At 67.0% G+C, this 20877-nt stretch carries 22 protein-coding genes; 18 read left to right on the top strand and 4 right to left on the bottom strand.

What is annotated here, in order from left to right; genetic code table 11:
- The first annotated feature begins 5 nt into the window (after positions 1-5).
- From Y704_RS0100280 to Y704_RS0100265, 4 genes are read left to right on the top strand one after another with little or no spacing between them, the layout of a single operon-like run.
- Positions 6-974: a carbohydrate ABC transporter permease gene (locus tag Y704_RS0100280; RefSeq protein WP_026548653.1), complete on the top strand. Its 969-nt coding sequence runs from the start codon at positions 6-8 to the stop codon at positions 972-974.
- A complete protein-coding gene (locus Y704_RS0100275; protein ID WP_081747304.1) occupies positions 974-1864 on the top strand; it encodes a carbohydrate ABC transporter permease in 891 nt (296 codons plus the stop codon). Before Y704_RS0100280 ends, Y704_RS0100275 begins: the two co-directional genes overlap by 1 nt.
- A 20-nt stretch (positions 1865-1884) precedes the next feature.
- Complete coding sequence (locus Y704_RS0100270) at positions 1885-2862, top strand: glycoside hydrolase family 43 protein (RefSeq protein WP_253904156.1); 978 nt, start codon at positions 1885-1887, stop codon at positions 2860-2862.
- A 10-nt stretch (positions 2863-2872) separates the two neighbouring features.
- Positions 2873-3784, top strand: a complete 912-nt coding sequence (locus tag Y704_RS0100265; protein WP_026548650.1) for an aldose 1-epimerase family protein — start codon at positions 2873-2875, stop codon at positions 3782-3784.
- Between the two features lie 3 nt (positions 3785-3787).
- Here Y704_RS0100265 and Y704_RS0100260 read toward each other — a convergent pair whose 3' ends face one another.
- The 4 genes from Y704_RS0100260 to Y704_RS0100245 are packed head-to-tail and all read right to left on the bottom strand — an operon-like array spanning position 3788 to position 5374.
- Complete coding sequence (locus Y704_RS0100260) at positions 3788-4204, bottom strand: RidA family protein (RefSeq protein ID WP_026548649.1); 417 nt, start codon at positions 4202-4204, stop codon at positions 3788-3790.
- A 60-nt stretch (positions 4205-4264) separates the two neighbouring features.
- A complete protein-coding gene (locus Y704_RS0100255) occupies positions 4265-4564 on the bottom strand; it encodes a DUF3253 domain-containing protein (RefSeq protein WP_081747303.1) in 300 nt (99 codons plus the stop codon).
- A complete protein-coding gene (locus Y704_RS0100250) occupies positions 4561-4905 on the bottom strand; it encodes a hypothetical protein (protein ID WP_026548647.1) in 345 nt (114 codons plus the stop codon). Before Y704_RS0100250 ends, Y704_RS0100255 begins: the two co-directional genes overlap by 4 nt.
- A gap of 10 nt (positions 4906-4915) precedes the next feature.
- The gene (locus Y704_RS0100245; protein WP_026548646.1) at positions 4916-5374 is read right to left on the bottom strand and encodes a DUF3817 domain-containing protein; all 459 of its coding nucleotides are present in this window, start codon (positions 5372-5374) and stop codon (positions 4916-4918) included.
- 146 nt (positions 5375-5520) lie between these two features.
- Between Y704_RS0100245 and Y704_RS0100240 the strand changes: the two genes are divergently transcribed.
- The 14 genes from Y704_RS0100240 (at position 5521) to Y704_RS0100175 (ending at position 20683) form a co-directional block, all read left to right on the top strand.
- Positions 5521-6219, top strand: coding sequence for a GntR family transcriptional regulator (locus tag Y704_RS0100240; protein WP_026548645.1), 699 nt, complete (start codon positions 5521-5523; stop codon positions 6217-6219).
- Between the two features lie 148 nt (positions 6220-6367).
- Positions 6368-7114 carry an SDR family NAD(P)-dependent oxidoreductase gene (locus Y704_RS0100235; protein ID WP_173401109.1) on the top strand — a complete coding sequence of 249 codons (747 nt, stop codon included), beginning with the start codon at positions 6368-6370 and terminating at the stop codon, positions 7112-7114.
- Entirely contained in the window at positions 7107-7814 is a 708-nt protein-coding gene (locus tag Y704_RS17780; RefSeq protein WP_253904155.1) for a carboxymuconolactone decarboxylase family protein, read from the top strand. Before Y704_RS0100235 ends, Y704_RS17780 begins: the two co-directional genes overlap by 8 nt.
- Entirely contained in the window at positions 7811-8821 is a 1011-nt protein-coding gene (locus Y704_RS0100225) for a TAXI family TRAP transporter solute-binding subunit (RefSeq protein ID WP_026548643.1), read from the top strand. The genes Y704_RS17780 and Y704_RS0100225 overlap by 4 nt, the downstream gene beginning before the upstream one ends.
- A gap of 3 nt (positions 8822-8824) precedes the next feature.
- Positions 8825-9337 (top strand): hypothetical protein, encoded by a 513-nt coding sequence (locus Y704_RS0100220; RefSeq protein WP_026548642.1) that lies wholly within the window; start codon positions 8825-8827, stop codon positions 9335-9337.
- Positions 9334-11613 (top strand): TRAP transporter permease, encoded by a 2280-nt coding sequence (locus tag Y704_RS17775; protein ID WP_081747301.1) that lies wholly within the window; start codon positions 9334-9336, stop codon positions 11611-11613. Before Y704_RS0100220 ends, Y704_RS17775 begins: the two co-directional genes overlap by 4 nt.
- Positions 11610-13022 (top strand): MFS transporter, encoded by a 1413-nt coding sequence (locus tag Y704_RS17770; RefSeq protein ID WP_081747300.1) that lies wholly within the window; start codon positions 11610-11612, stop codon positions 13020-13022. Before Y704_RS17775 ends, Y704_RS17770 begins: the two co-directional genes overlap by 4 nt.
- Positions 13019-13924, top strand: coding sequence for a dihydrodipicolinate synthase family protein (locus tag Y704_RS0100205; protein WP_026548641.1), 906 nt, complete (start codon positions 13019-13021; stop codon positions 13922-13924). The genes Y704_RS17770 and Y704_RS0100205 overlap by 4 nt, the downstream gene beginning before the upstream one ends.
- Entirely contained in the window at positions 13924-14697 is a 774-nt protein-coding gene (locus tag Y704_RS0100200; protein ID WP_026548640.1) for an SDR family oxidoreductase, read from the top strand. Before Y704_RS0100205 ends, Y704_RS0100200 begins: the two co-directional genes overlap by 1 nt.
- A gap of 27 nt (positions 14698-14724) precedes the next feature.
- On the top strand, positions 14725-15714 hold the full coding sequence (locus Y704_RS17765) for a fumarylacetoacetate hydrolase family protein (RefSeq protein WP_253904154.1): 990 nt from the start codon (positions 14725-14727) through the stop codon (positions 15712-15714).
- Positions 15711-16940 carry a CaiB/BaiF CoA transferase family protein gene (locus Y704_RS17760; RefSeq protein ID WP_051476531.1) on the top strand — a complete coding sequence of 410 codons (1230 nt, stop codon included), beginning with the start codon at positions 15711-15713 and terminating at the stop codon, positions 16938-16940. Before Y704_RS17765 ends, Y704_RS17760 begins: the two co-directional genes overlap by 4 nt.
- 4 nt (positions 16941-16944) lie before the next feature.
- Positions 16945-18105, top strand: coding sequence for an acyl-CoA dehydrogenase family protein (locus tag Y704_RS0100185; RefSeq protein ID WP_026548639.1), 1161 nt, complete (start codon positions 16945-16947; stop codon positions 18103-18105).
- A gap of 17 nt (positions 18106-18122) precedes the next feature.
- Entirely contained in the window at positions 18123-19964 is a 1842-nt protein-coding gene (locus Y704_RS17755; protein ID WP_051476530.1) for an IlvD/Edd family dehydratase, read from the top strand.
- Entirely contained in the window at positions 19964-20683 is a 720-nt protein-coding gene (locus Y704_RS0100175; RefSeq protein WP_026548638.1) for a PIG-L deacetylase family protein, read from the top strand. Before Y704_RS17755 ends, Y704_RS0100175 begins: the two co-directional genes overlap by 1 nt.
- Positions 20684-20877 lie beyond the last annotated feature (194 nt).

Genomic DNA, 20877 nt, shown 5'->3' with positions numbered 1-20877 from the left:
GGATCATGACGACCCTGAAGGAAGGGGGTGCCCCCTCAGAGCAGAGGGCACCCCGGCAGTCCCGCGCCAAGTCATCGCCCCGGGAGATCCGCAGGCAGGCACCAGGAACACCCTGGCTGTTCCTCGCGCCGTACCTCATCCTGTTCATCGGCTTCGTCCTGGTGCCCATCGTCTTCGGCGCCTGGATCAGCCTGCACACCTGGGACTACACCCGGCCCCTGAAACCCTTCGTCGGGCTGCAGAACTACACCGAGCTGTTCCAGCCCGACTCCGCCCAGTTCCAGAACTTCTGGGGCTCGATGCAGGCAACAGGTATCTTCACACTGTTCAGCGTGCCCCTCCTGCTCACCATCCCCCTCGGGGTGGCACTGCTCATGGCGAAGAAGTTTCCCGGCCGCAACTTCTTCCGGGCGGTGTACTTCGCCCCCTACGTCCTGGGCGTCGCGGTGGTCGCCGTCCTCTGGCGCTACCTCCTGGACAACAACATCGGCCTGGTCAACTACTACCTGGGTCTGCTCGGCCTTCCGAACGACATCGCGTGGACAACCTCCACTCCTGCCGCATGGGTTGCGCTGGTCGGGGTGACCGTGTGGTGGACCCTGGGTTTCAACGCCGTGATCTATCTTGCCGCGCTGCAGGACATCCCGGCCGAACTGTACGAGGCAGCCCGGGTGGACGGCGCCAACGGCTGGCAGCAATTCGTCAACGTGACCCTTCCGGGCCTGCGTCCGGTGCTGTCCTTCGTCACCATCGTCACCCTGATCGCCTCGGTCAACATGTTCGGACAGTCGTTCCTCATCACACAGGGCGGCCCGGGCAGGGAAACGCGCACGGCGATCTACCAGATCGCTGACACAGGACTACGCAACTTCCAGATGGGCAGCGCCGCGGCGATGAGCTATGTGCTGACCGTCTTCCTCATTGGACTCAGCCTCGTGGTCTTCTGGCTGTTCCGCGAAAAGAAGGGGTCCTGATGAGCCAGGCCATCGATACCGTCAACGCGAAAGACACCTCAAGGGCCGACCGCCACGTGCCCGGCAGCCGCCGTCGTTCGATCGTGCGGCTGATCATCCTCGGCCTGGTGGCGCTGGTCTTCATCAGTCCCCTGATCTTCATGATCATCACCTCCTTCAAGACGCGGGCCGATGCCACCGGGATTCCGCCGACCTGGATCCCCAACCCCTTCTCCCTGGAGGCCTATCAGACGATCCTGGCACCGGACAGCAACACGCCGGTGCTGCGCTGGTTCGTGAACAGCATGATCGCGGCGCTGCTCCATTCGGCTCTCGTGGTCGTCACCGCATCCCTGGCGGCGTACCCGCTGGCCCGGATGAACTTCCGCGGCAAGAAGATCGTCTTCGCCGTCATCGTTGCCACGCTGCTGGTACCACCGGTCATCCTGGTGATTCCCAACTACCTGATCGTGAGTGACCTAGGGTGGCTCAACTCGCTCGTCGCCATCATCGTTCCGACGGCCGCATCGGCATTCGGAGTGTTCTTCATGCGCCAGTTCTTCATCGCGCTGCCGGACGACCTCGAGGAGGCGGCCCGCCTCGACGGCGCCAACCGATTCGAGATGTTCACGAAAATCATCCTGCCGCTCGCGAAGCCGGCCATGGCCACGCTGGCACTGCTGGCTTTCCTGACGAACTGGAACGACTTCCTCTGGCCGATCTACGTCCTGTTCAGTCCCGAGGTGCAGACGCTGCCGCCGGGGCTTTCCACCCTGCAGTCGGCGAACGCCGTGCGGTATGACCTCCTGATGGCAGGCGCGGTGGTGGCGAGCGTGCCCGTCCTGGCCCTGTTCGTCTTCCTTCAGCGCTTCATCATCGAGGGAGTTTCCCGCTCCGGAGTGAAAGGGTGATGCACCAGCGCATCAGAGCTGTGCATACGGTCGTTGCGGCGAGCCTTCTGGCCGCCGCAACGGCCGGCTGCTCGCCCGCAGGCGAAGCGGAGGACGCCGGGCCGACGGACACCGCTGAGGGCTCCTCGACCCAGGTCCTCGACGCTGATTTTCCTGACCCGGATGTCCTCAAGGTGGGTGACACCTACTACGCGTATGCCTCCAACGGCAACCGCAAGAACGTCCAGGTAGCCACCTCCACCGATCTGGTGGAGTGGGAGCAGCTTCCTGAGGATGCCCTGCCGGAGCTTCCGTCGTGGACCATCCCAGGGAAGACGTGGGCGCCGGAGGTCACCGAGGTGTCCGACGGCCAGTTCGTGCTGTACTTCACCGCAACGAACTTCGAACCGACCCTCCAGTGCATCGGCGTCGCCACCGCCACCGATCCCGCTGGGCCGTTCACCGTGGTCGGCGAAGAGATGCTGGTCTGTCCTGAGGACGAGGGTGGCGCCATCGACGCCAGCACGTTCTCCTCCGACGAGGGACTCCACCTCGTCTGGAAGAACGACGGCAACTGCTGTGAGCTCGATACCTGGATCCAGGCCACGCCACTCAGCGCGGACGGGCTCACCCTGGCCGGGCCGGCCCGCAAACTCATCACCCAGACCCTCGACTGGGAGGGCAACCTCGTGGAGGCGCCCACGATCGTGCAGCAGGACTCGCAGCTGGTCCTGCTCTATTCGAGCAATGATTATGGCGGCCCCGCCTACAACGTGGGCTATGCCTCCTCCCCGACGCTGGAGGGTCCGTGGGAGAAAGCGCCCGAACCGCTTCTTTCCTCCGCATCCTTCGACGACGATCGGTACGTCGGCCCCGGCGGTCAGGACCTCGTCACCGGGCCGGACGGGCAGGAATACCTTCTCTTCCACAGCTGGGATCCGGCCATCACCTACCGGTCGATGCATGCCGAACCCGTCGAGTGGAACGGCCCGGAGCCTGAGCTGGCCGGCAATGGGTGAAGGCTCCGCCATGGTCCCGTTGTCCGGCCGCCGTTCTGATCTCCGGTCCGGCCGGTATTCCGCGTCCTTCGCAAGCGTCGGTGCTTCCCTCCGGAGCCTGACCTTCGACGGCCGCGACCTGATCCTTCCCTTCGGCCAGAAGGGCATCCGGCCCTACTTCAGGGGCGCGGTCCTCGCCCCCTGGCCGAACCGGGTGGTGGACGGCAGGTACGGCTTCGCCGGCACCGAGCAGGTGCTGGCCATCACCGAGCCTGAGCGCAACCATGCGCTGCACGGACTCGTCGTGTGGAACGACTGGCAGCTGGTGGATTCGAGTGCAGGCACCCTGCAGCTCCGGACCGAAGTGGTTCCCCAGAAGGGATACCCCTTCCGGGTCGCCCTTTCAGTCACCTACCGTCTCACCGACGAGGGGCTCTCCACCCGGATCCGGGCCGAGAACACCGGGCCCTCCCCCGCGCCCTTCGGCGTCGCATCCCACCCCTACCTGCTGGGCGACGGCGGCGGCAGGGTGGACGAGTGGACCCTGTCGCTACCGGCGAACTCCTACCTGGAAGTAACGGAGGAGCGGCTGATTCCCACGGATCTGCTGCCCGTTCCGGAGGCCTTCGATTTCCGCACTCCCCGCCGGATCGGCTCCACCTACCTCGACCACGCGTTCACCTCGCTCGACTACGACGACGGCGGATCGGTGACCGTCAGCGTGGTGGGACCGGGCGGCCGGGGCGCCGGAATGACCTTCGACAGAACCTGCCCCTGGGTCCAGGTCCATACGGCCGATCAGCCGGACGAATCGATTTCACGGCGCGGGATGGCGATCGAGGCGATGACCTGCCCTCCGGACGCCTTCAACTCCGGCACGGACCTGATCATCATCGAACCCGGCGAATGCTTCGAAACAGGCTGGACCATTCACTCGGTGTAATTCTCACGATGCTCCCGGCTCAGCACCTGCAACCGCGGCGACAGCCTCGACCTCGACAAGCTGTCCCGGGTAGCCGAGGACGGTGACGCCCAGCAGCGTGCTCGGTGGCGAATGAGCACCGAAGGCTGCACGCACCACGTCCCACGCTTCCACCAGATGGCGCTGGTCCGCCGAGGCAATTAGGACCCGAATACTCACGACATCGTCCAGCCCGGCACCGCCAGCCGTCAACGCGACGTCGAGATTGACCATCGCCCGACGCGCCTGATCGGCGAAGCCGGCAGCTGGAACGGTGCCATCCGGGTCAAGTGGGCAGGCTCCCGCAAGGAACAGCAGGCGCGACGACGCCGGAACCACCGCTGCGTAGGCGTAGTCGGTAGCGGCGAGGGTTGGAGGATGAAGGAAGCGGGAACTGTTCATGCAATCAGCCTAGAACTTTGCTGGCACCAGCCCCACGTGGCCCAGCGCCGCGACTGGAGCTCAGGCCGGGTCGATCCACCGGATGCGGATGGGGCCCCGCACTCCGTCCGCCACCTTCTCGCCCTGCTGGGTCACCTCCACAAGCCCCTCGCCCGCCAGCGCAAAAGCCAGGAGCCGGGCCTCCGGCATCAGCCCGCGCCATGCAGTGCCGCCGACGCTGCGGGCCGCGTCCGAGGGACACAGCGTCTTGCCCGAGCCCCGCTGCTCCGCGATGCGGAGGATCTCGGCGCGCAGCGAGCGTGCATCCGGAGGCAATGGCTCCGCCACGCGCACCGGCTCATTCGACGATCCCCCGCTCATGCGCCGGCCAGGCCCTCGCCGTGCAACCGGTCCAGCTCCTCGAGCGCCCTTTCCCAGCGCTCATGGCGCTCGGGCGGCGACTGCTCCCACCAGGCCGTGCCCCGCTCCCCCAGACCCTCCTTGGCGAGCTGCACGATAGCGCGGGCCGCACCGAGTGCAGCGCCGCCGTCGTCGTTCTCCCTGGAGTTCCGGACGCCCGAACGGCCCCTGCCGAGGTGGGATACGAGCCTGGCCCGAATGGGCTCCGGGATACTGGGGTCCGTTTTCCGCCAGCGTCGCCCGCTGTGGCGGAAGTAGCGGTCATCGCTGGAGGTAGCAGCGAGATCGAGGTCAGCAGTCATGATCGGTCCGTCAGCTCGAGGGGACCGGAGGGCCGATGATCAGCAGGAGCGTGAACACCGCAGCGATACCCGCCACTGCGATCACGGCGGCCACTACCGGAGCGCGCAGCACTCCGGCCTGCAGCTTCTCTGCCGGATTTCCGGGAGCTTCCCGGCCGGGAGCGAGGCGCCACGTGCCGTCGAGTTGGCCCTTGCGCTCCAGCCACCGCTCAAAGGGAACAGTGGCGAAGGGGATGACGGCGGAGGCGAAGCCCAGCAGCCCGGTGCGCAGCGACCACCGCTGGTTGATCCAGACGAATGCGGTGCTGGCGAGGAAACAGAGGAAGACGAACCCGTGGAGGGCACCGGCCGGCGGAACGAGCGCCTCCGTGGTGCGCGCGATGTATTTGAAGAACATCCCGGTCAGAAGGAACGCCCAGGTCAGCGCCTCGGCCACGGCAACGGTGCGGAACAGGGTGCGCGGGTTCATGGATTCTCCGGGGTCGGGAACAGGACCTTCCCAAAATATCGCATCCCGGCGATCGAATTCCGGACCGGACCGCCGGGCCTCGAACAAACCGAAGCGGGCCCGGCTAGAATACCAACGGTGAGAGCTGAATTGAAGGGGCCGGTTTCGTGACCGACAGTGCCGCCGGAAGCTCCAGACGCCCGCCGACCGCCCAGGCATTTGTCCTCGCTGAGCTCAGGCGGGCCATCATTGCCGGTGAATTCCTGCCCGGCCAGCCCCTTCGCCAGGACGCACTCGCTGAACGGTTCGGCGTCAGCCGGGTGCCGCTGCGGGAAGCGTTCAAGATCCTTGAAGCCGAGGGCCAGATCCACTACGAACCCCACCGTGGCCATAAGGTGGCCACCCTGTCCCTCTCGGACCTCCTGGAGGTCTACCGGATTCGACAACTCCTCGAGGCCGAGGCCACACGGGTTGCCCTGGCAAGAAGACCCGATAACCGTGTGCTGATGGATCTGAGGACTGCCGCCGGCGAGGTGGAGACGGCGAGCGCTGCCGGCGACCTGCTCAGAATGACCGAGGCCAATCGGCGCTTCCACTTCGTCCTGGTGCGGGCTGCGGGGATGCCGCGCCTCGAGCGGATCATCAAGGTCCTCTGGGACTCGACCGACGCCTACCGGTTCGTCTACTACGGAGCGGAGGCGAACCGCACACGAGTCGAGCATGAGCACACCCTGATCATCGCCGCGTTCGCGGAGCGGAACGCCGACAAGCTCATTCTGCTGCTTGACGAACACCGCGAGCACGCCATTGAAGCCCTTCGGACCTTCCTCGAAGCCCGTCCGGCCCCGGTAGCCAAACCGGCCTGACCATCCTGTCCGGCGCAAAACCCATTGGATTACAATTGTGTGACGGGGATTACGTTTTGTGCTGGGATTGTATACAGTCTCCAGATGACTCCAGGAACGGATCTCGGCGCCAGCAGGGTACGTACACTGTCCGCCCACCGAAGTGGAGATGGTTCGATTGTCTGACTGGCTTGGTCTGGAGGGCCAACGGGTACTGGTGGCCGGAGCCGGCGGAATCGGTGCGGCCAGCGTTGCTGCCTTCATGGAGGCAGGAGCGAGCGTCCTCGTGGCAGACCGGGACCCGGAACGACTGTCGGCTTTCGCCGGGCGGGCCGGCACCGTCGCCGTCGACCTGACCACCACCGAAGGATGCGAGCGGGCGGTCCGTGCCGCCGAGACGGAGCTGGGCGGCATCGACGTCCTGGTCCACGCCGTCGGGATCAACCACCGCGTGCCCATCCTTGAGACAGGCGACGATGACTGGGACAGGATCCTCGAGGTCAACCTGTCCAGTGCCTTCCGCCTCGGCCGCGCTGCGGGCCGCCGGATGGTCGAGGCCCGCCACGGCCGGCAAATCTATTGCTCCTCCGTCTCCAGCCTGCTCGCCCACCCCGATCATGGGCCCTACGCGGCGAGCAAGGGTGGGTTGAACCAACTGGTCCGCGTGATGGCCCGGGAATGGGCGGCCAGCGGCGTGACCGTCAACGCCATCGCGCCCGGGTACGTGGAGACTGCTCTCACCGGCGCCTACCTCGACCGCCCGGGGGTGCGCGACCACTACACGGGCATGGTTCCCGCCGGGCGGCTCGGCACCGTCGACGACCTCACCGGGCCTGTACTCTTCCTGGCGTCGCGGCAGGCGGCATTCGTCACCGGCCATGTCCTCTACGTGGATGGGGGCCGAACCCTTGTCTGATGCCACGGGGTCCGATGCCACTGGATCTGATTCCACTGGAACCCCGACGTCCACTCCACAGGCTGGACGATTTCCGCTTCTGACCCCTGCCGGGCTCTCGGCCGACCAGCGCGCCGTCTACGACTCGATTGCCGGCCCGCCACGCGGCAACGGCCCGTTCACTGTGGCCTACGACGACGGCGCCCTGGCCGGGCCGTTCAACGCGCTGCTTTTCGCTCCGGCCATCGGCAACGCCGTCCAGGTCCTCGGTGCCGTGCTGCGCTTCGGCGGCACCCTCGACGGGCGGCTGCGGGAACTCGTCATCTGTGCGGTCTCGGCCGAGCTCGACTCGGCCTACGAGTGGTACGCCCACAGCCGTGTGGCAGCCACCGTCGGGATCGACGAGGACGAACTGGAGCACCTCAGGAACGGCAGCATGCCACCGACCCTCGACGCCGCGGAGCGGGCAGCACTTGATTTCACCGGGGCGCTCCTGTGCGGCACCACCATCAGCGAGAACCACCACGCCGCCGTATTCCTGCACTTCGGGCATGCCGGGGTTGCCGAGCTTTCCCTGCTGGTGGGCTACTACCGGATGCTCGCGGGCCTGCTTGCGGCCGGGAACGTCCCGGCGCCCGGCACCGTCCCCGAAAGCGACGACACTCCAAGGCCAGAAACCAGTACCTTCGACACCACCATCAACAAAGGAAGAAATCCATGAGCACGAAACAGCGAAGCCGGAAGCACCTCTGCGCAGCAGCCCTTCTTGCCCCTGCCCTGTTCCTTTCGGCCTGCGGAAGCCCTGAACCCAGCACCGGCGGTGACGGCGGCGGCGGCGCGGAAGCAGGCGGCGGAGGCTCACTGTCCATCGCAACAGGCGGCACCGGCGGCGTCTATTACCCGCTGGGCGGCGGGTTCGCCACCATGATCCGTGACAACATCGAGGGCTATGACGCGACGGTCCAGGAGACGAACGCCTCCGTGGACAATATGCTCCTCATCGAGAACGGTTCCGCGCAGCTCGCCTTCTCCGTCGGAGACGTGGTGGCCGACGCCGTCGAGGGAGTGAACGACTTCGAGGGCAACCCCCTGGAAATCTGCTCGCTCGGCAGTATCTACAACAACTTCATGCAGGCCGTCAGCGTCGACGGGACCGGTATCGAATCGGTCGCGGACATGGCCGGGAAGGTCATCTCCGTCGGAGCTCCGGGCTCAGCCACCGAGGTGGCGGCGTTGCGCATCCTCGAGGCGGCGGGCATCGATCCCGAGGGCGGCGTGGAACGCCGGCAGCTGGGTGCCGCCGAAACCGTCGCTGCACTGCGTGACGGCACCATCGACGCCGGTTTCTGGTCAGGCGGGCTGCCCACGGGCGCGCTGATCGACCTCGCCAGTGACGGCGACATGGTGCTGGTGCCCATCGGCGAATACGCGGAGCCACTGGCGTCCGAATACGGCGAGTACTACGTGGCCGAGGACATCCCCGCGAACACCTATGAGGGCCAGACCGAAGCCGTTCCCGCCATCGCCTCACCGAACCTCCTGGTGGCGAGCCCCACCATGGACGAGCAGCTCCAGCAGGACATCACCAAGGCAATCTTCGAAAACGAGGAGGCCCTCATCCAGGTCCACCCCGCCGCCGAAGAGCTCGATGCCGCCACCGCAGGGGACATTTCCTACGTTGAAACCTGCCCGGGCGCGCAGACCTACTTCGACGAGGCGGCAGGCTAGGACATGCGCAAGCCAGCCGTCGTCGTCTCCCTGGCATGCCTCGCCACGCTGGGTGGTGTCGGGTTCGCGTTCGCTGGAACAACGGCATCTTCCCCCGCACCAGTGGCGATTCGCATCAGCAACGACGACGGCGAGCTGGCGAGCGTTCCGCTTCCCGGAAACAGCTTCTCGGTGAGCTACCGCAATTCGATCTACGGCACCCTGGCCGAGGAGCGCTATACCGTTTCGTCGGACGGCACCTACGTGTTGGAGCAGATTGCTGCCGACCAGCTCGCGGTGCTGGAGGAGTATTACGCAGTCCCCGGCGTGCCGTCGCCTGCCGGGACTTCCGATCGCCGCGCATGGGTCGTCGAACCCGACCCGGCGCGGCCCGCGACGTTCGAGAAGCTTTCCCTGGCGGCAACGGACCTCGGGGAGCGCACCCTGCACGTCCCGGGTGCCCCGCCGCTCGAACTGTGGAACCTGGTCGAAGACAGCAATCCGTTCGTTGTGTTACATCTCGAGGAGACCCCATGACCGAGCGACCAGACGGCAACGGCGCCGTGAAGGCGCCTAGTTCAGTCCCTGCCGAAACGCATAAGGCGCCCGACCCCTATGAACAGGCGGACCGCGCCAAGGCCAAGGACGACGGCCCCGTGAGCCCGCTGGAGCGGGAAGACGCCATCGACGAAGAGGCGTTGATCGCCGAGTACGAGGCGGAGAAACCGGCGCGGCACCTCAGCGGACTGCCGGGACTGCTGATCAAGGTTTTCGGTGCAGGGCTCTCGCTGCTGGCGCTCTACTGGGTCTTCAACCCTCTGCCCACCCAGCTCTACCTGCCCCTGTTCCTCGGAATCGGTCTGTCCCTGACGTTCCTCGTCTATCGGGGCTGGGGCCGGTCGGAATCGTCCAAGGCCCGGAACTCGAGCGACAACCCCTCGGTCGTGGACTGGGCGCTGGCCGTCGTCGCGCTGGTGCCGTTCCTGTACATCATCTCCGACTGGGACGGCTTCTTCCGGCGGGCGATCACACCGACGTACCTTGACCTGATCATGGGCGTGATCGCGATCCTTGTCACCCTCGAGGCATCGCGACGCACCGTGGGAATCCTGGTGCCGCTGGTGGTGGTGGGCTTCTTCGCCTACGCCTCCTTCGGCTCCTTCGTCCCTGCCCCGTTCAACACCTCGTCCTTCGAGTGGATCCGCTTGGTGGGCCACAACGTCATGGGTACCCAGGGACTCTTCGGTGTTCCCACCGACGTGGCGGCGACGTACATCATCCTGTTCACCATCTATGGCGCCGTCCTGGGCGCCTCGGGTGCCACCAAGTTCTTCATCGACCTCTCCTTCTCCGCCTTCGGGCAGTCGAAGTCGGGGCCGGGCCGCACCGTGACCCTTGCCGGATTCCTCCTGGGCACGGTCTCGGGGTCGGGCGTCGCAACGACAGTGACCCTCGGTGGTATCTCCTGGCCCCTGCTGCGCAAGGCCGGCTACCCCAAGGAACACGGCGGTGCCATCCTCGCTGCCGCCGGTATCGGCGCCATCATGTCGCCCCCCACCCTCGGAGCGGCAGCCTTCATCATCGCCGCCCTGCTGGGTGTCTCCTACCTCCAGGTGCTGATCTGGGCCACCATCCCCACCGTGCTGTACTACTTCGGCATCATTCTGGCCATCGAGATGGACGCACGCCGCTTCAAGACCAAGGCGGTGGACTTCGACGTCAAACCTGTGGGCAAACTGCTCCTGCGCTTCGGCTACCACTTCAGCTCGCTCGCCGCCATCGTGGTCTTCATGGCCATGGGCATGACGCCGTTCCGCGCCGTCGTGTACGCCACTGTCCTGGCGTTCGTCCTCAGCTTCCTCGACCGCGCCTCCTGGATGACACTGCGCCGGATCTTCGATGCCCTCGCTACCGGCGCTACCGGCGCCCTGTCGGTCATCCCCGTCATGGCTGCGGCAGGATTGATCGTCGGCGTCATGACCCTCACAGGGCTCGGCCTGAAGCTCGCCAATATCATCGTCGATTTCGCTGGAGGAAGCCTGCTGCTGACCGCGATCTTCTCGGCGATCTCGGTGATCCTGCTAGGGCTGGCGGTGCCCGTGACGGCAAGCTTCATCATCTCGTGGGTCATCATCGGCCCCGCCCTGCAGGATGTGGGAGTGCCCGCGTTCGCCGCCGCGATGTTCATCTTCTACTACTCGGTGCTGAGCGAGGTTTCACCTCCCACCGCGCTCTCGCCGTTCGCAGCGTCGGCAATCACGGGCGGCAAGCCGATCCAGACCATGTGGCTCACCTGGCGCTACACGCTCTCGGCGTTCCTTGTCCCGTTCATCTTCGTGCTCTCCGGCCCGGGCGTCGGCCTGCTGCTGCAGGGCGGCATCGGAACCATCGCGTTGGCCTTCAGCGTGTCGCTCCTGGCAGTGGGCGCCCTCGCCGTGGCCACCGGCGCCTGGCTGTTCGGCCCCGCCCGCTGGCCGGAACGCGTCCTGCTGGGACTGGGCTCCCTGCCGCTGCTCGTCATGGAGCCGGTGTACATCGGCATTGGAGCAGCCGTCATCGCCGTAGGGATCGTCGTTCACCTCCTCAATCTCAGGATGCATGGCAGGGATCCCGCTGAATCCCCTGCCGCCGTTTCGGATGCGGGCGGCGCTACAGCCGGAGGTACTACAGCCGGAGGCGCCACTCCGAAGGGTGCCTCTGCCGGAGGCGGCAATACCGGAAGTGCCTCTGCCGGAGGCCCCCAAGCCCGAGGTGCCACCGCAGCCGATGGAGCACCCCCGACGACTCCCCGTAAGGGAGCCGAATCGTCGTGACGTCCGCACAGCCGCCCGGCCCGGGGGGTACGCTCCTCCAGGCCGTCACGGTGACCACCCTGGGTGTCCTGCCGGCCTTCCTGGTGGGCGCCCTGGCCGTGCAGATTCGGGCTGACCTGGGCATCGGTCCTGCGGAAATGGGAATGGCGGCGGCCACGCTGTTTGCCGTCTCCGGGATCTTCGCCCGGCGGCTCGGCCGGCTCGTCCAGCGGATCGGTGCCGCAAAGGGTGTGGCGGCCTCTGCGATCCTGGCGGCAACTTCCCTCACCGGTGCCGGGCTGGCACCCTCGTTCGGTGTCCTGATCGTTGCCCTGGTGGTGGGAGGACTGGCCAACGGCCTTGCCCAGCCGGCGGCGAACCTCGGCATTTCGCGGGCGGTCAGCCCCGGCAGGCTAGGACTGGCCTTCGGCATCAAACAGTGCTCCATCCCGGCCGCGGGCCTGATCGGGGGCCTGGCGGTACCGGGCATCGCACTCGTTCTGGGCTGGCGCTACGCCTTTGCGTTCGGCGCCGTCCTCGCCGTGTCCCTTGCGCTCTGGGCCGGCTTTCGGACGCAGGGAACATCCCGCCCGACCACGGGCCCCGCCGCGCCGGCCGACCGCGGAACCCCCCGTCGCGGGCTGGTGCTGCTGGCCATCGGCGCGGGCCTGGCGGCGGCCGCGGCAACCTCCATGGGTGTATTCCTCGTCGACTCCGCCGTGGAATCCGGTATGTCACCCGCCGCCGCAGGATACCTGTTCGCCGGCGCAGCACTGCTTGGACTGCTCATCCGCATAGCGCTAGGCGCCGCCATGGACCGGTTCCCGCAGCGTAGCCCGTACATCCTGGTGGCCAACCTGCTGACCATCGGAGTGGCAGGCTACGTTCTCCTCGGCCTCGGCTCCCCGTCCGCGTTCCTGGCCGGCGCACTGCTGGCGTACGGAGCAGGGTGGACCTGGCCCGGACTCGTCCACTTCGCGGTGGTCCGCGACAACCGCCAGGGTGCTGCCTCCGCGACCGGCGTCCTGCAGACCGGGCTCTCCCTCGGTGCCGCGGCAGGTCCCCTGCTCTTCGGTCTCCTCGTTGCCGCGACCTCCTATCGGACCGCCTGGCTGGCTGCCGCCGTCGTCGCCTTGCTTGCCGCGGTAACGTTCCGGCTCGGCCGCCGGACCATCCGCGCCTCGCGGGCTACTTCACAGGCGGCCGCGGATGCGGCCTCGGATACCACGCAGGGCGCCGGGCCGGAAAACGCCCCGAGAGCAGACATCCCGCGGGACAGCATCCAGAGTGAAGCCGGCCAGCGCGAGGCCACCCGGCGTGACGCCACTACTCCGCACACCACGTCACCCCAGACCACGTCACCGCACGCCGCCCCGCCGCCGGTATCCACCAGCCCTGGAGGAATACCAACGAAAGGAAACCCCTCATGACCGAGCAGCTTCCGCACCTCTCCCCCGGACTCTGGGGGGTGCTCGCAACTCCGTTCAACGGACAGGACCTCGCCGTTGACCCCGCGTCGCTCCGTCGCGAAGTCCAGCTGTACACCGCGCTGCCGGCCACAGGGCTTGTGGTCCTCGGCGTGTTCGGTGAGGGAGTGTCACTCACCGATGCGGAGCAGTCCCTGACTGTCCGTACCGTCGCAGGGGAGGCGGGTGACACCCCGCTCGTGGTCGGCCTCTCGGCGCGGTCCACCGCCGTCGCCGTCGAGCAGGCCGCTACCGCGGTCGACGCGGCGGGCAGCAACCTGGCCGCGCTCATGGTGCAGGTGAACACCGCCGACCCCGGCGTGCTCGCCGCCCACCTCACCGCTGTCCACCGGGCCACCGGCGCCGGCATCGTGCTGCAGGACTATCCGGTCGCCTCCGGCGTGAAGATCAGTGCCGAGCAGATCCTCTCCGTCCTCGGGCAGTGCAATTTCATCGTCGCGGTGAAATCGGAAGCGCCCCCCACGGCGTCAGCAATCGCGAAACTGGTCCGATCCACTGACATTCCCGTGTATGGCGGGCTGGGCGGCGTTGGCCTGCTCGACGAACTGGCAGCGGGCGCTGCCGGCGCCATGACCGGGTTCTCCCATCCGGAAGGCCTGCAGGCCGCGCTGACCGCGTTTGCCGACGGCGGCTTTCCCAGTGCCCGCCGTGCCTTCGCGCCCTGGCTTCCCCTCGCGAACTTCGAGGGCCAACCCGGAGTGGGGCTCGCCCTCCGAAAGGAGATCCTGCGCCGCCGCGGGGTCATTGCCGACGCCTCGGTCCGGCCTCCCTCACCGCCGCTACCGCCTGAACTCGCGAATCTGATCGACGCACACCTTGACGCAGTACGAATGGAGCTTGCCTGATGGATACAGGACTGACCGGAAAGAACGTTCTGGTGCCCGGCGCAAGCGCCGGCATCGGCCTCGCCATCGCGAAGGCACTCGCGGCCGAGGGAGCCAACGTGGTGCTTGCAGCGCGCCGCGAAGACGTGGTGCAGGCCGAAGCGGCACGCTTGCCGTCCGCCGTCGGTATAGCGCTGGACCTGAACAGCGACGGCGCACCGGCCGTACTGGCGGAGGCCGCCGAGCGCGCCTTCGGGCCGATCGATGTGCTGATCCTCAACAGCGGAGGCCCACCGCCCGGCGGCGCTGCCGACATCACAGATGAGCAGGCCCTCGCCGCCGTCAACCAGCTGCTCCTCCAGCATCTGCGGCTCACCTCCCTGGTGCTGCCGGGGATGAGGCACCGGGGCTGGGGGCGCATCGTGGCGGTGGGATCCAGCGGTGTTCAGCAGCCGCTGCCCAACCTCGCGCTCTCGAACCTGGGCCGTGCGGGGCTGGCGGGCTACCTCAAGACCCTCGCAGCCGAAGTCGCGGCCGACGGCGTGACCGTGAACATGGTGCTCCCCGGCCGCATCGACACCGAACGGGTCGCCTCCCTGGACACTGCCGCGGCCAAGCGGACAGGCGCAACCCCGGCCGAAGCGCGCGCCGCCTCCGAAGCCGGCATCCCCGCCCACCGGTACGGCACTCCCGCGGAATTCGCGGCCGTCGTCACCTTTCTGGCCAGCGCACCCGCGTCATATGTCACCGGGGAGCAGATCCGGTGCGACGGCGGCATGGTCCGCGCCTACTAACCCTCCCCCGATTCGAAAGGCAGCTTCATGGCTCCCAGCATCCTCCACCTCTGCTCGATCGTCGGGACACCACATCCCGCCGGAATGAACAGCACCGACACACCCGGCTCCGCCGGGTTCGCCACGCCCAGCACCGTTGCGCCCAGCACCACAGGACCGGCCGAGACGGCGGCAGTCGTGCACCCGCGGCGCGGCGTTGCCCGCGTCTCCGATCTGCTCCCCGGCTTCACCGGCGACATCCTCGATGTCCTCACCGGGGACCTCCTCAGCCAACTCGACGCGGCGGCGGAGACCGCCGACGATGCCGTCTTCACCAGCCCGGACGATGTCACCTACGGGGCGCCCTACCGCCACCCGCGCATGCTCTGGGGTATCGGACTCAATTATGTGGAGCACGCCTCCGACCTCTCCGAAGGCGTGCCGGAAGAGCCTGCATCCTTCATCAAGGGTGACCACACCGTCATCGGACCCGGCGAAGCGATCCCCATCCCGGAGCAGAGCGAGCGCACCACCACCGAGGCGGAAGTGGGCGTGGTGATCGGCAGGTACTGCCGCAACGTCGAACCCGGGGACGCGCTGGACTACCTTGCCGGTGTCGTTCCTGTGCTGGACCAGACGGCCGAGGACATCCTGCAGCGCAATCCGAGGTTCCTGACCCGATCCAAGAACTTTCCCGGCTTCTTCTCCTTCGGACCTCGGATCGTGCCGCTGGCCGAAGCCGTGGGTAACGGGACATTCGCCGACATGGAGGTCTCCACGGTGGTGAACGGGGAAGTGATGCGCAGCAACACGGTCTCCCATATGCGCTACGACCCCGCGTATCTGATCAGTTTCCACAGCAAGGTGATGCCGCTGTACCCCGGCGACATCATCTCCACCGGGACCCCCGGAGCCATCCACGTCACCCCCGGCGACACCGCTGAGTGCCGCGTCTCGGGCGTCGGCGTACTCACCAACCCCGTGACCGCGTCCGCCTCGGGCAGCGGACACCCTTCCGTGGAGGATGAATACCGTTGAGCACGAATACGGCCCGGTCTCCGGCCGGCAATCCACCACCCGGACCCCTCGAAGGGGTGAAGGTGGCGGATTTCTCGCGGGTTCTTGCCGGACCGTTCGCCTCCATGATGCTCGCTGACTTCGGGGCGGACGTTCTCAAGGTGGAAAGCCCGGCGGGAGATGACACGCGCTCCTGGGTTCCCCCGGTCGATGAGCATGGAGTGGGCACCTACTTCTCCAGCGTGAACCGGAACAAGCGCTCGGTCATCTGCGACCTCCGCAGTGAGGAGGGACTGGCGCAAGCCCTCGGGATCGCACTGGAGGCCGACGTCGTCATCGAGAATTTCCGGCCCGGGGTCATGCACCGCTTCGGCCTGGACTATGAAACCCTCTCCGCGCAGCGGCCGGACCTGGTGTACTGCTCCATCACCGGGTTCGGCAGCGCCGGCGGAGCCCACCTGCCCGGCTACGACCTGCTCGTGCAGGCAGTGGGCGGGCTGATGAGCGTCACCGGTTCGCAGGACTCGGAACCAAGCAAGGTGGGAGTGGCGCTGGTGGACGTCGTCACCGGCCAGAATGCGGTGGTGGGTATCCTTGCCGCGCTCCGCTCGCTCGATGCGACCGGACGCGGCCAGCGTGTTGACGTCAATCTGTTGTCCTCGCTGCTCTCCGGACTGGTGAACCAGGCATCGAGCACGCTGGCCACCGGCGAGGCGCCGCAGCGGATGGGAAACGCTCACCCCAGCATCGCGCCCTACGAAACCCTCCGGACGGCCGACAGCCCGCTGGCCGTCGCCGTCGGGACCGATCGGCAGTTCGAGGCGCTGGTGCGCGTCCTGGGCATGCCGGAACTCGCCGGGGATTCCCGTTTCCGTGGCAATTCGAACCGGGTGGCCCACCGCGGGGAACTGAAGGCCCTGCTCGAGGAACAACTCGTCACGCGAAGCGCCGTCGAATGGTCGGGTCTGCTCAGTTCAGCAGGCGTGCCCGCAGGCAAGGTCAACTCGATCGCCGAAGCGCTCCAGCTCGCCGACGATCTCGGGCTCACGCCCGTCGTGGAGATCGCGGATGCCACCACCTCACGCACCAGCTCCCAGGTGGCCAATCCCATCCGGCTCTCCGAAACCCCGGCCAGCTACCGGCGGGTGCCACCGCTCCTCGGCGAACACAATGGCGCAACCTTCACTCCGACACCCCTTCGACCCACCGCAACCGTCACCTCAACCGTCACCGCAACCGGAAAGTAGACCCATGACTGATAGTTCGGACCTTCTCGGAATAGACACCCTGCTCTCCGAGGACGAGCGTGCCCTCCGCGACCGCGTGCGAAATTTCGTGGACACCTCCATCAAGCCGCACATCGCCGACTGGTACGACCGCGCGGAGTTCCCGCTGGAGATTGTTCCCCGCATGGCGGAGCTGGGCCTCCTCGGTATGCACATCAAGGGGTACGGCTGCCCCGGAAGGAGCTCCGTCGAGTACGGCCTCGCAGCCCTCGAACTCGAAGCGGGTGATTCGGGGCTGCGCACCTTCGTCAGCGTCCAGGGATCGCTCGCGATGAGCGCCATCGCCAAGCATGGCTCCGAGGAGCAGAAGAACGAATGGCTGCCGAAGATGGCGGCGGGCTCGGCGATCGGCTGCTTCGGCCTCACCGAACCCTCCGGCGGTTCGGACCCCGGCAGCATGCTCACGTTCGCCAAACGCGACGGCGACGACTGGATCCTGAACGGCAGCAAGCGGTGGATCGGGCTGGCGTCCGTGGCGCAGGTCGCCATCATCTGGGCCATGACCGACGACGGCGTCCGCGGGTTCGTCGTGCCGACGGATACCCCGGGATTCAAGGCCGTTCCGATCGTGCAGAAACTCTCGATGCGCGCGTCCATCCAGTGCGACGTCGAGCTCACCGACATCCGACTGCCCGGCACCGCGCTGCTGCCGAAGGCCAAGGGCCTCCGGGGCCCCTTCGAATGCCTCAATGAGGCCCGCTACGGCATCATCTGGGGCGCCATGGGCGCCGCGCGCGACAGTTACTTCGCCGCGCTCGACTACTCCCGCGAGCGCCTCCAGTTCGGCAGGCCCCTCGCCGGCTACCAGCTCACCCAGCTGAAACTGGTCAATATGGCCCTGGAAATCAACAAGGGAATGCTGGTGGCACTTCAGGTGGGACGGCTCAAGGATGCCGGAACCCTGCAGCCTCACCAGATCTCGGTGGGCAAGCTGAACAACTGCCGCGAGGCCATCGAGATCTGCCGTGAAGCGCGGGCCATGCTCGGCGGCAACGGCGTGACGCTCGACTACTCCCCCATGCGCCATGCCAACAACCTGGAGAGCGTGCGCACCTACGAGGGCACTGACGAGGTGCACACCCTGATTCTCGGCAACCACATCACGGGCATCCCGGCGTTCCGGTAGCGGCGGTGAACAGATCCATGTCCACTACCGGCCGGCCATCCCCGCGTCCCGGTGGAGCTGGTACGCGCGAAACCGTCGCCCCTGCCGGCCAGGCCTCAGGAATCCGGCGCGGCCTCACCAGCTACGGGGACGCGGAATTCTCCCTGTTCCTGCGCAGGGCGTTCATCAAAGGTGCCGGGTACTCGGATGATGTCCTGGACAAACCCGTGATCGGCATCATCAACACGGGCAGCGGTTTCAATCCCTGCCACGGCAACATGCCCGCACTGCTCGAGGCAGTGAAGCGCGGTGTGCTGATGGCCGGCGGGCTGCCGGTCGACTTTCCCACGATCTCGCTCCACGAAAGCTTCGCGCAGCCCACCAGCATGTTTCTTCGCAACCTGATGTCCATGGACACCGAGGAGATGATCCGCGCCCAGCCCATGGACGCCGTCGTTCTCATCGGGGGCTGTGACAAGACGGTACCCGCGCAGCTGATGGGCGCGGCGTCGGCGGGCGTGCCGGCGATCACGCTCGTGACGGGGTCGATGCTCACCGGTGGCTACCGCGGACAGCGCGTCGGTGCCTGCACCGACTGCCGGGCCTTCTGGGGGCGGTTCCGCAGCGGCGAGATCGATCAGCAGCAGATCGACGACGTCAACTCCCAGCTCGTGGGAAGCGTCGGCACGTGCTCCGTCATGGGTACCGCCAGCACCATGGCGTGCCTGACCGAGGCGATGGGAATCGCCCTGCCCGGAAGCGCCAGCCCACCGGCCGTCACCGCCGACCGCGTGCGGATTGCCGAGCAGACCGGGACACAGGCAGTCGGCCTCGCCGCGCAGCGCACCGACATGGGGTCGATCCTCACACGGAAAGCCTTTGAGAACGGGCTGCGGGTGCTGCTCGCGATCGGCGGCTCCACCAACGCGATCATCCACCTGACCGCCGTCGCCGGACGTCTCGGTATCCGCCTCCGCCTTGAGGACCTGGACCGGATGAGCGCCGCAACTCCCGTGCTGGTTGACCTCAAACCCACGGGTAAGTACTACATGGAGGATTTCCACCGTGCCGGCGGAGTGCCGGCCGTGCTGCGGGAGCTCGGGGACCTCATCCACCGGGACGTGCCCACGGTCACCGGCCGCACCCTGGGCGAGGAGATCGACGACTCCGGCCCGGGGTTTCCGCAGGACATCGTACGGCCGCTGTCCAACCCGGTCTACCCGGAGGGCAGCCTCGCATTCCTGCGCGGCAATCTCGCGCCGGGCGGTGCCATCATCAAGCAGGCTGCAGTACCGGCTCATCTGCTGGAGCACTCGGGCCGTGCTGTGGTGTTCGCGGACACGGCGGACCTGGCGGCACGGATCGACGACGACGCCCTCGACGTCGTTGCCGGGGACGTCCTGGTGCTGCGGAACATCGGGCCTGTGGGTGCGCCCGGGATGCCGGAGGCCGGCTACCTCCCCATTCCGAAGAAACTTGCGGCGCAGGGGGTGCGGGACATGGTGCGCATTTCGGACGGCCGCATGTCCGGCACCGCGGCAGGCGCCGTCGTCCTGCACGTCACACCCGAGTCCGCCGTCGGCGGGCCCCTGCGCCTGGTGCGGACCGGCGACACCATTACGCTCAGTGTCAGCCGCCGGCTGATCCAAATCGAGGTGTCCGACGAGGAGCTCGCGCGGCGTGAGGAGGCACTGGGTCCGCCTCCCGCGCCTGTAGCGGAGCGGGGCTACCGGAAGCTGTACGTGTCGGAAGTGACGCAGGCAGACGAGGGATGTGATTTCCGGTTCCTGCAGAGCACCCAATTGCCCCGCAGGACGTCTCACGAGCTCGTCCCGGAGCCGGATCAAGGAAAACCACCGATCGTGAGTAGGAGATTTTGATGGACGATTCTCTGGCAATGCCGGACGACTGGCAGCGGGCCCTGCTGATCATGGCCCACCCCGATGATCCCGAATACGGAACCGCCGCAGCCGTCGCGCAGTGGACCGGAGCTGGAAAGGACATTTCCTATCTCCTGGCAACCCGGGGCGAGGCCGGCATCGCCGGAATGAATCCGGCGGAAGCGGCCCAGGTACGTGTCGAGGAGCAGCGCAGGGCGTGCCATCAGGTGGGCGTCAGGGACCTGGCCTTCCTTGATCATCCTGACGGGCGGATCGAGAACACACTGACGCTGCGCAGGGATATCGCCCGTGCAATCCGCCGGCACCGTCCCGACGGCATTCTCACCCTGAACTTCGGCGACACCTGGGGTCCTGGCCGCTGGAACTCCTCGGACCACCGCCAGCTTGGGCGGGCAGTGATGGATGGCATCGCCGACGCAGCGAATGAGTGGATTTTCCCTGCGCTGGCAGAGGCAGAAGGCCTGATGCCGCACCCAACCCAGTGGGTTGCAGTCGCATCGCCGAGGCCCACGCACTGGTTGGAAGTCGACGCCGACAGCGTTGAACGGGCGGTATTATCCCTCACCGAACACCGGCTGTATTTGTCCGCGCTCAGCGATGAACCGGTCGAGGCACAGGCGCGGCAGCAGATCGACAGAATGACCGGCGGCCCCGAGGCGGAATTCCGCAGGGTGGGGTTCGAACTGTACTCCTTCTGACGCTTTCGCTGCCCGGCTGGATGCTCGATTTCTTACCGACAGTGCTTATCAACAGCCGGTGCCGGTTGCTGGAACTGCATGCCGGCGGGATCCGAACACTCGCTGAATCTGCATGCCCCCGGAAGCCCGTTAGCTACCCTACGGCGTCGTTCGGGCGCCGGTTGATATGTAGCGGGGCGGGCGATCCTGCCCTG

Origin of the sequence: Arthrobacter sp. Br18, from assembly GCF_000520555.1 — a bacterium.
GTDB lineage: Bacteria > Actinomycetota > Actinomycetes > Actinomycetales > Micrococcaceae > Arthrobacter_D.
Note: the sequence above shows the minus strand (reverse complement) of the source record. Positions and strands in the feature narration are given on the sequence as shown.

Bases quoted from the DNA above. Each gene is read 5' to 3' on its own strand.
- Y704_RS0100205 (WP_026548641.1), top strand. From the start codon at position 13,019: ATGACCGAGCAGCTTCCGCACCTCTCCCCCGGACTCTGGGGGGTGCTC.
- Y704_RS0100250 (WP_026548647.1), bottom strand. From the start codon at position 4,905: ATGACTGCTGACCTCGATCTCGCTGCTACCTCCAGCGATGACCGCTAC.
- Y704_RS0100220 (WP_026548642.1), top strand. From the start codon at position 8,825: ATGCGCAAGCCAGCCGTCGTCGTCTCCCTGGCATGCCTCGCCACGCTG.
- Y704_RS0100200 (WP_026548640.1), top strand. From the start codon at position 13,924: ATGGATACAGGACTGACCGGAAAGAACGTTCTGGTGCCCGGCGCAAGC.
- Y704_RS0100280 (WP_026548653.1), top strand. From the start codon at position 6: ATGACGACCCTGAAGGAAGGGGGTGCCCCCTCAGAGCAGAGGGCACCC.
- Y704_RS0100245 (WP_026548646.1), bottom strand. From the start codon at position 5,374: ATGAACCCGCGCACCCTGTTCCGCACCGTTGCCGTGGCCGAGGCGCTG.
- Y704_RS0100185 (WP_026548639.1), top strand. From the start codon at position 16,945: ATGACTGATAGTTCGGACCTTCTCGGAATAGACACCCTGCTCTCCGAG.
- Y704_RS17775 (WP_081747301.1), top strand. From the start codon at position 9,334: ATGACCGAGCGACCAGACGGCAACGGCGCCGTGAAGGCGCCTAGTTCA.
- Y704_RS0100255 (WP_081747303.1), bottom strand. From the start codon at position 4,564: ATGAGCGGGGGATCGTCGAATGAGCCGGTGCGCGTGGCGGAGCCATTG.
- Y704_RS0100260 (WP_026548649.1), bottom strand. From the start codon at position 4,204: ATGAACAGTTCCCGCTTCCTTCATCCTCCAACCCTCGCCGCTACCGAC.
- Y704_RS0100275 (WP_081747304.1), top strand. From the start codon at position 974: ATGAGCCAGGCCATCGATACCGTCAACGCGAAAGACACCTCAAGGGCC.
- Y704_RS17765 (WP_253904154.1), top strand. From the start codon at position 14,725: ATGGCTCCCAGCATCCTCCACCTCTGCTCGATCGTCGGGACACCACAT.
- Y704_RS0100175 (WP_026548638.1), top strand. From the start codon at position 19,964: ATGGACGATTCTCTGGCAATGCCGGACGACTGGCAGCGGGCCCTGCTG.
- Y704_RS17755 (WP_051476530.1), top strand. From the start codon at position 18,123: ATGTCCACTACCGGCCGGCCATCCCCGCGTCCCGGTGGAGCTGGTACG.
- Y704_RS0100225 (WP_026548643.1), top strand. From the start codon at position 7,811: ATGAGCACGAAACAGCGAAGCCGGAAGCACCTCTGCGCAGCAGCCCTT.
- Y704_RS0100265 (WP_026548650.1), top strand. From the start codon at position 2,873: ATGGTCCCGTTGTCCGGCCGCCGTTCTGATCTCCGGTCCGGCCGGTAT.
- Y704_RS0100235 (WP_173401109.1), top strand. From the start codon at position 6,368: ATGGTTCGATTGTCTGACTGGCTTGGTCTGGAGGGCCAACGGGTACTG.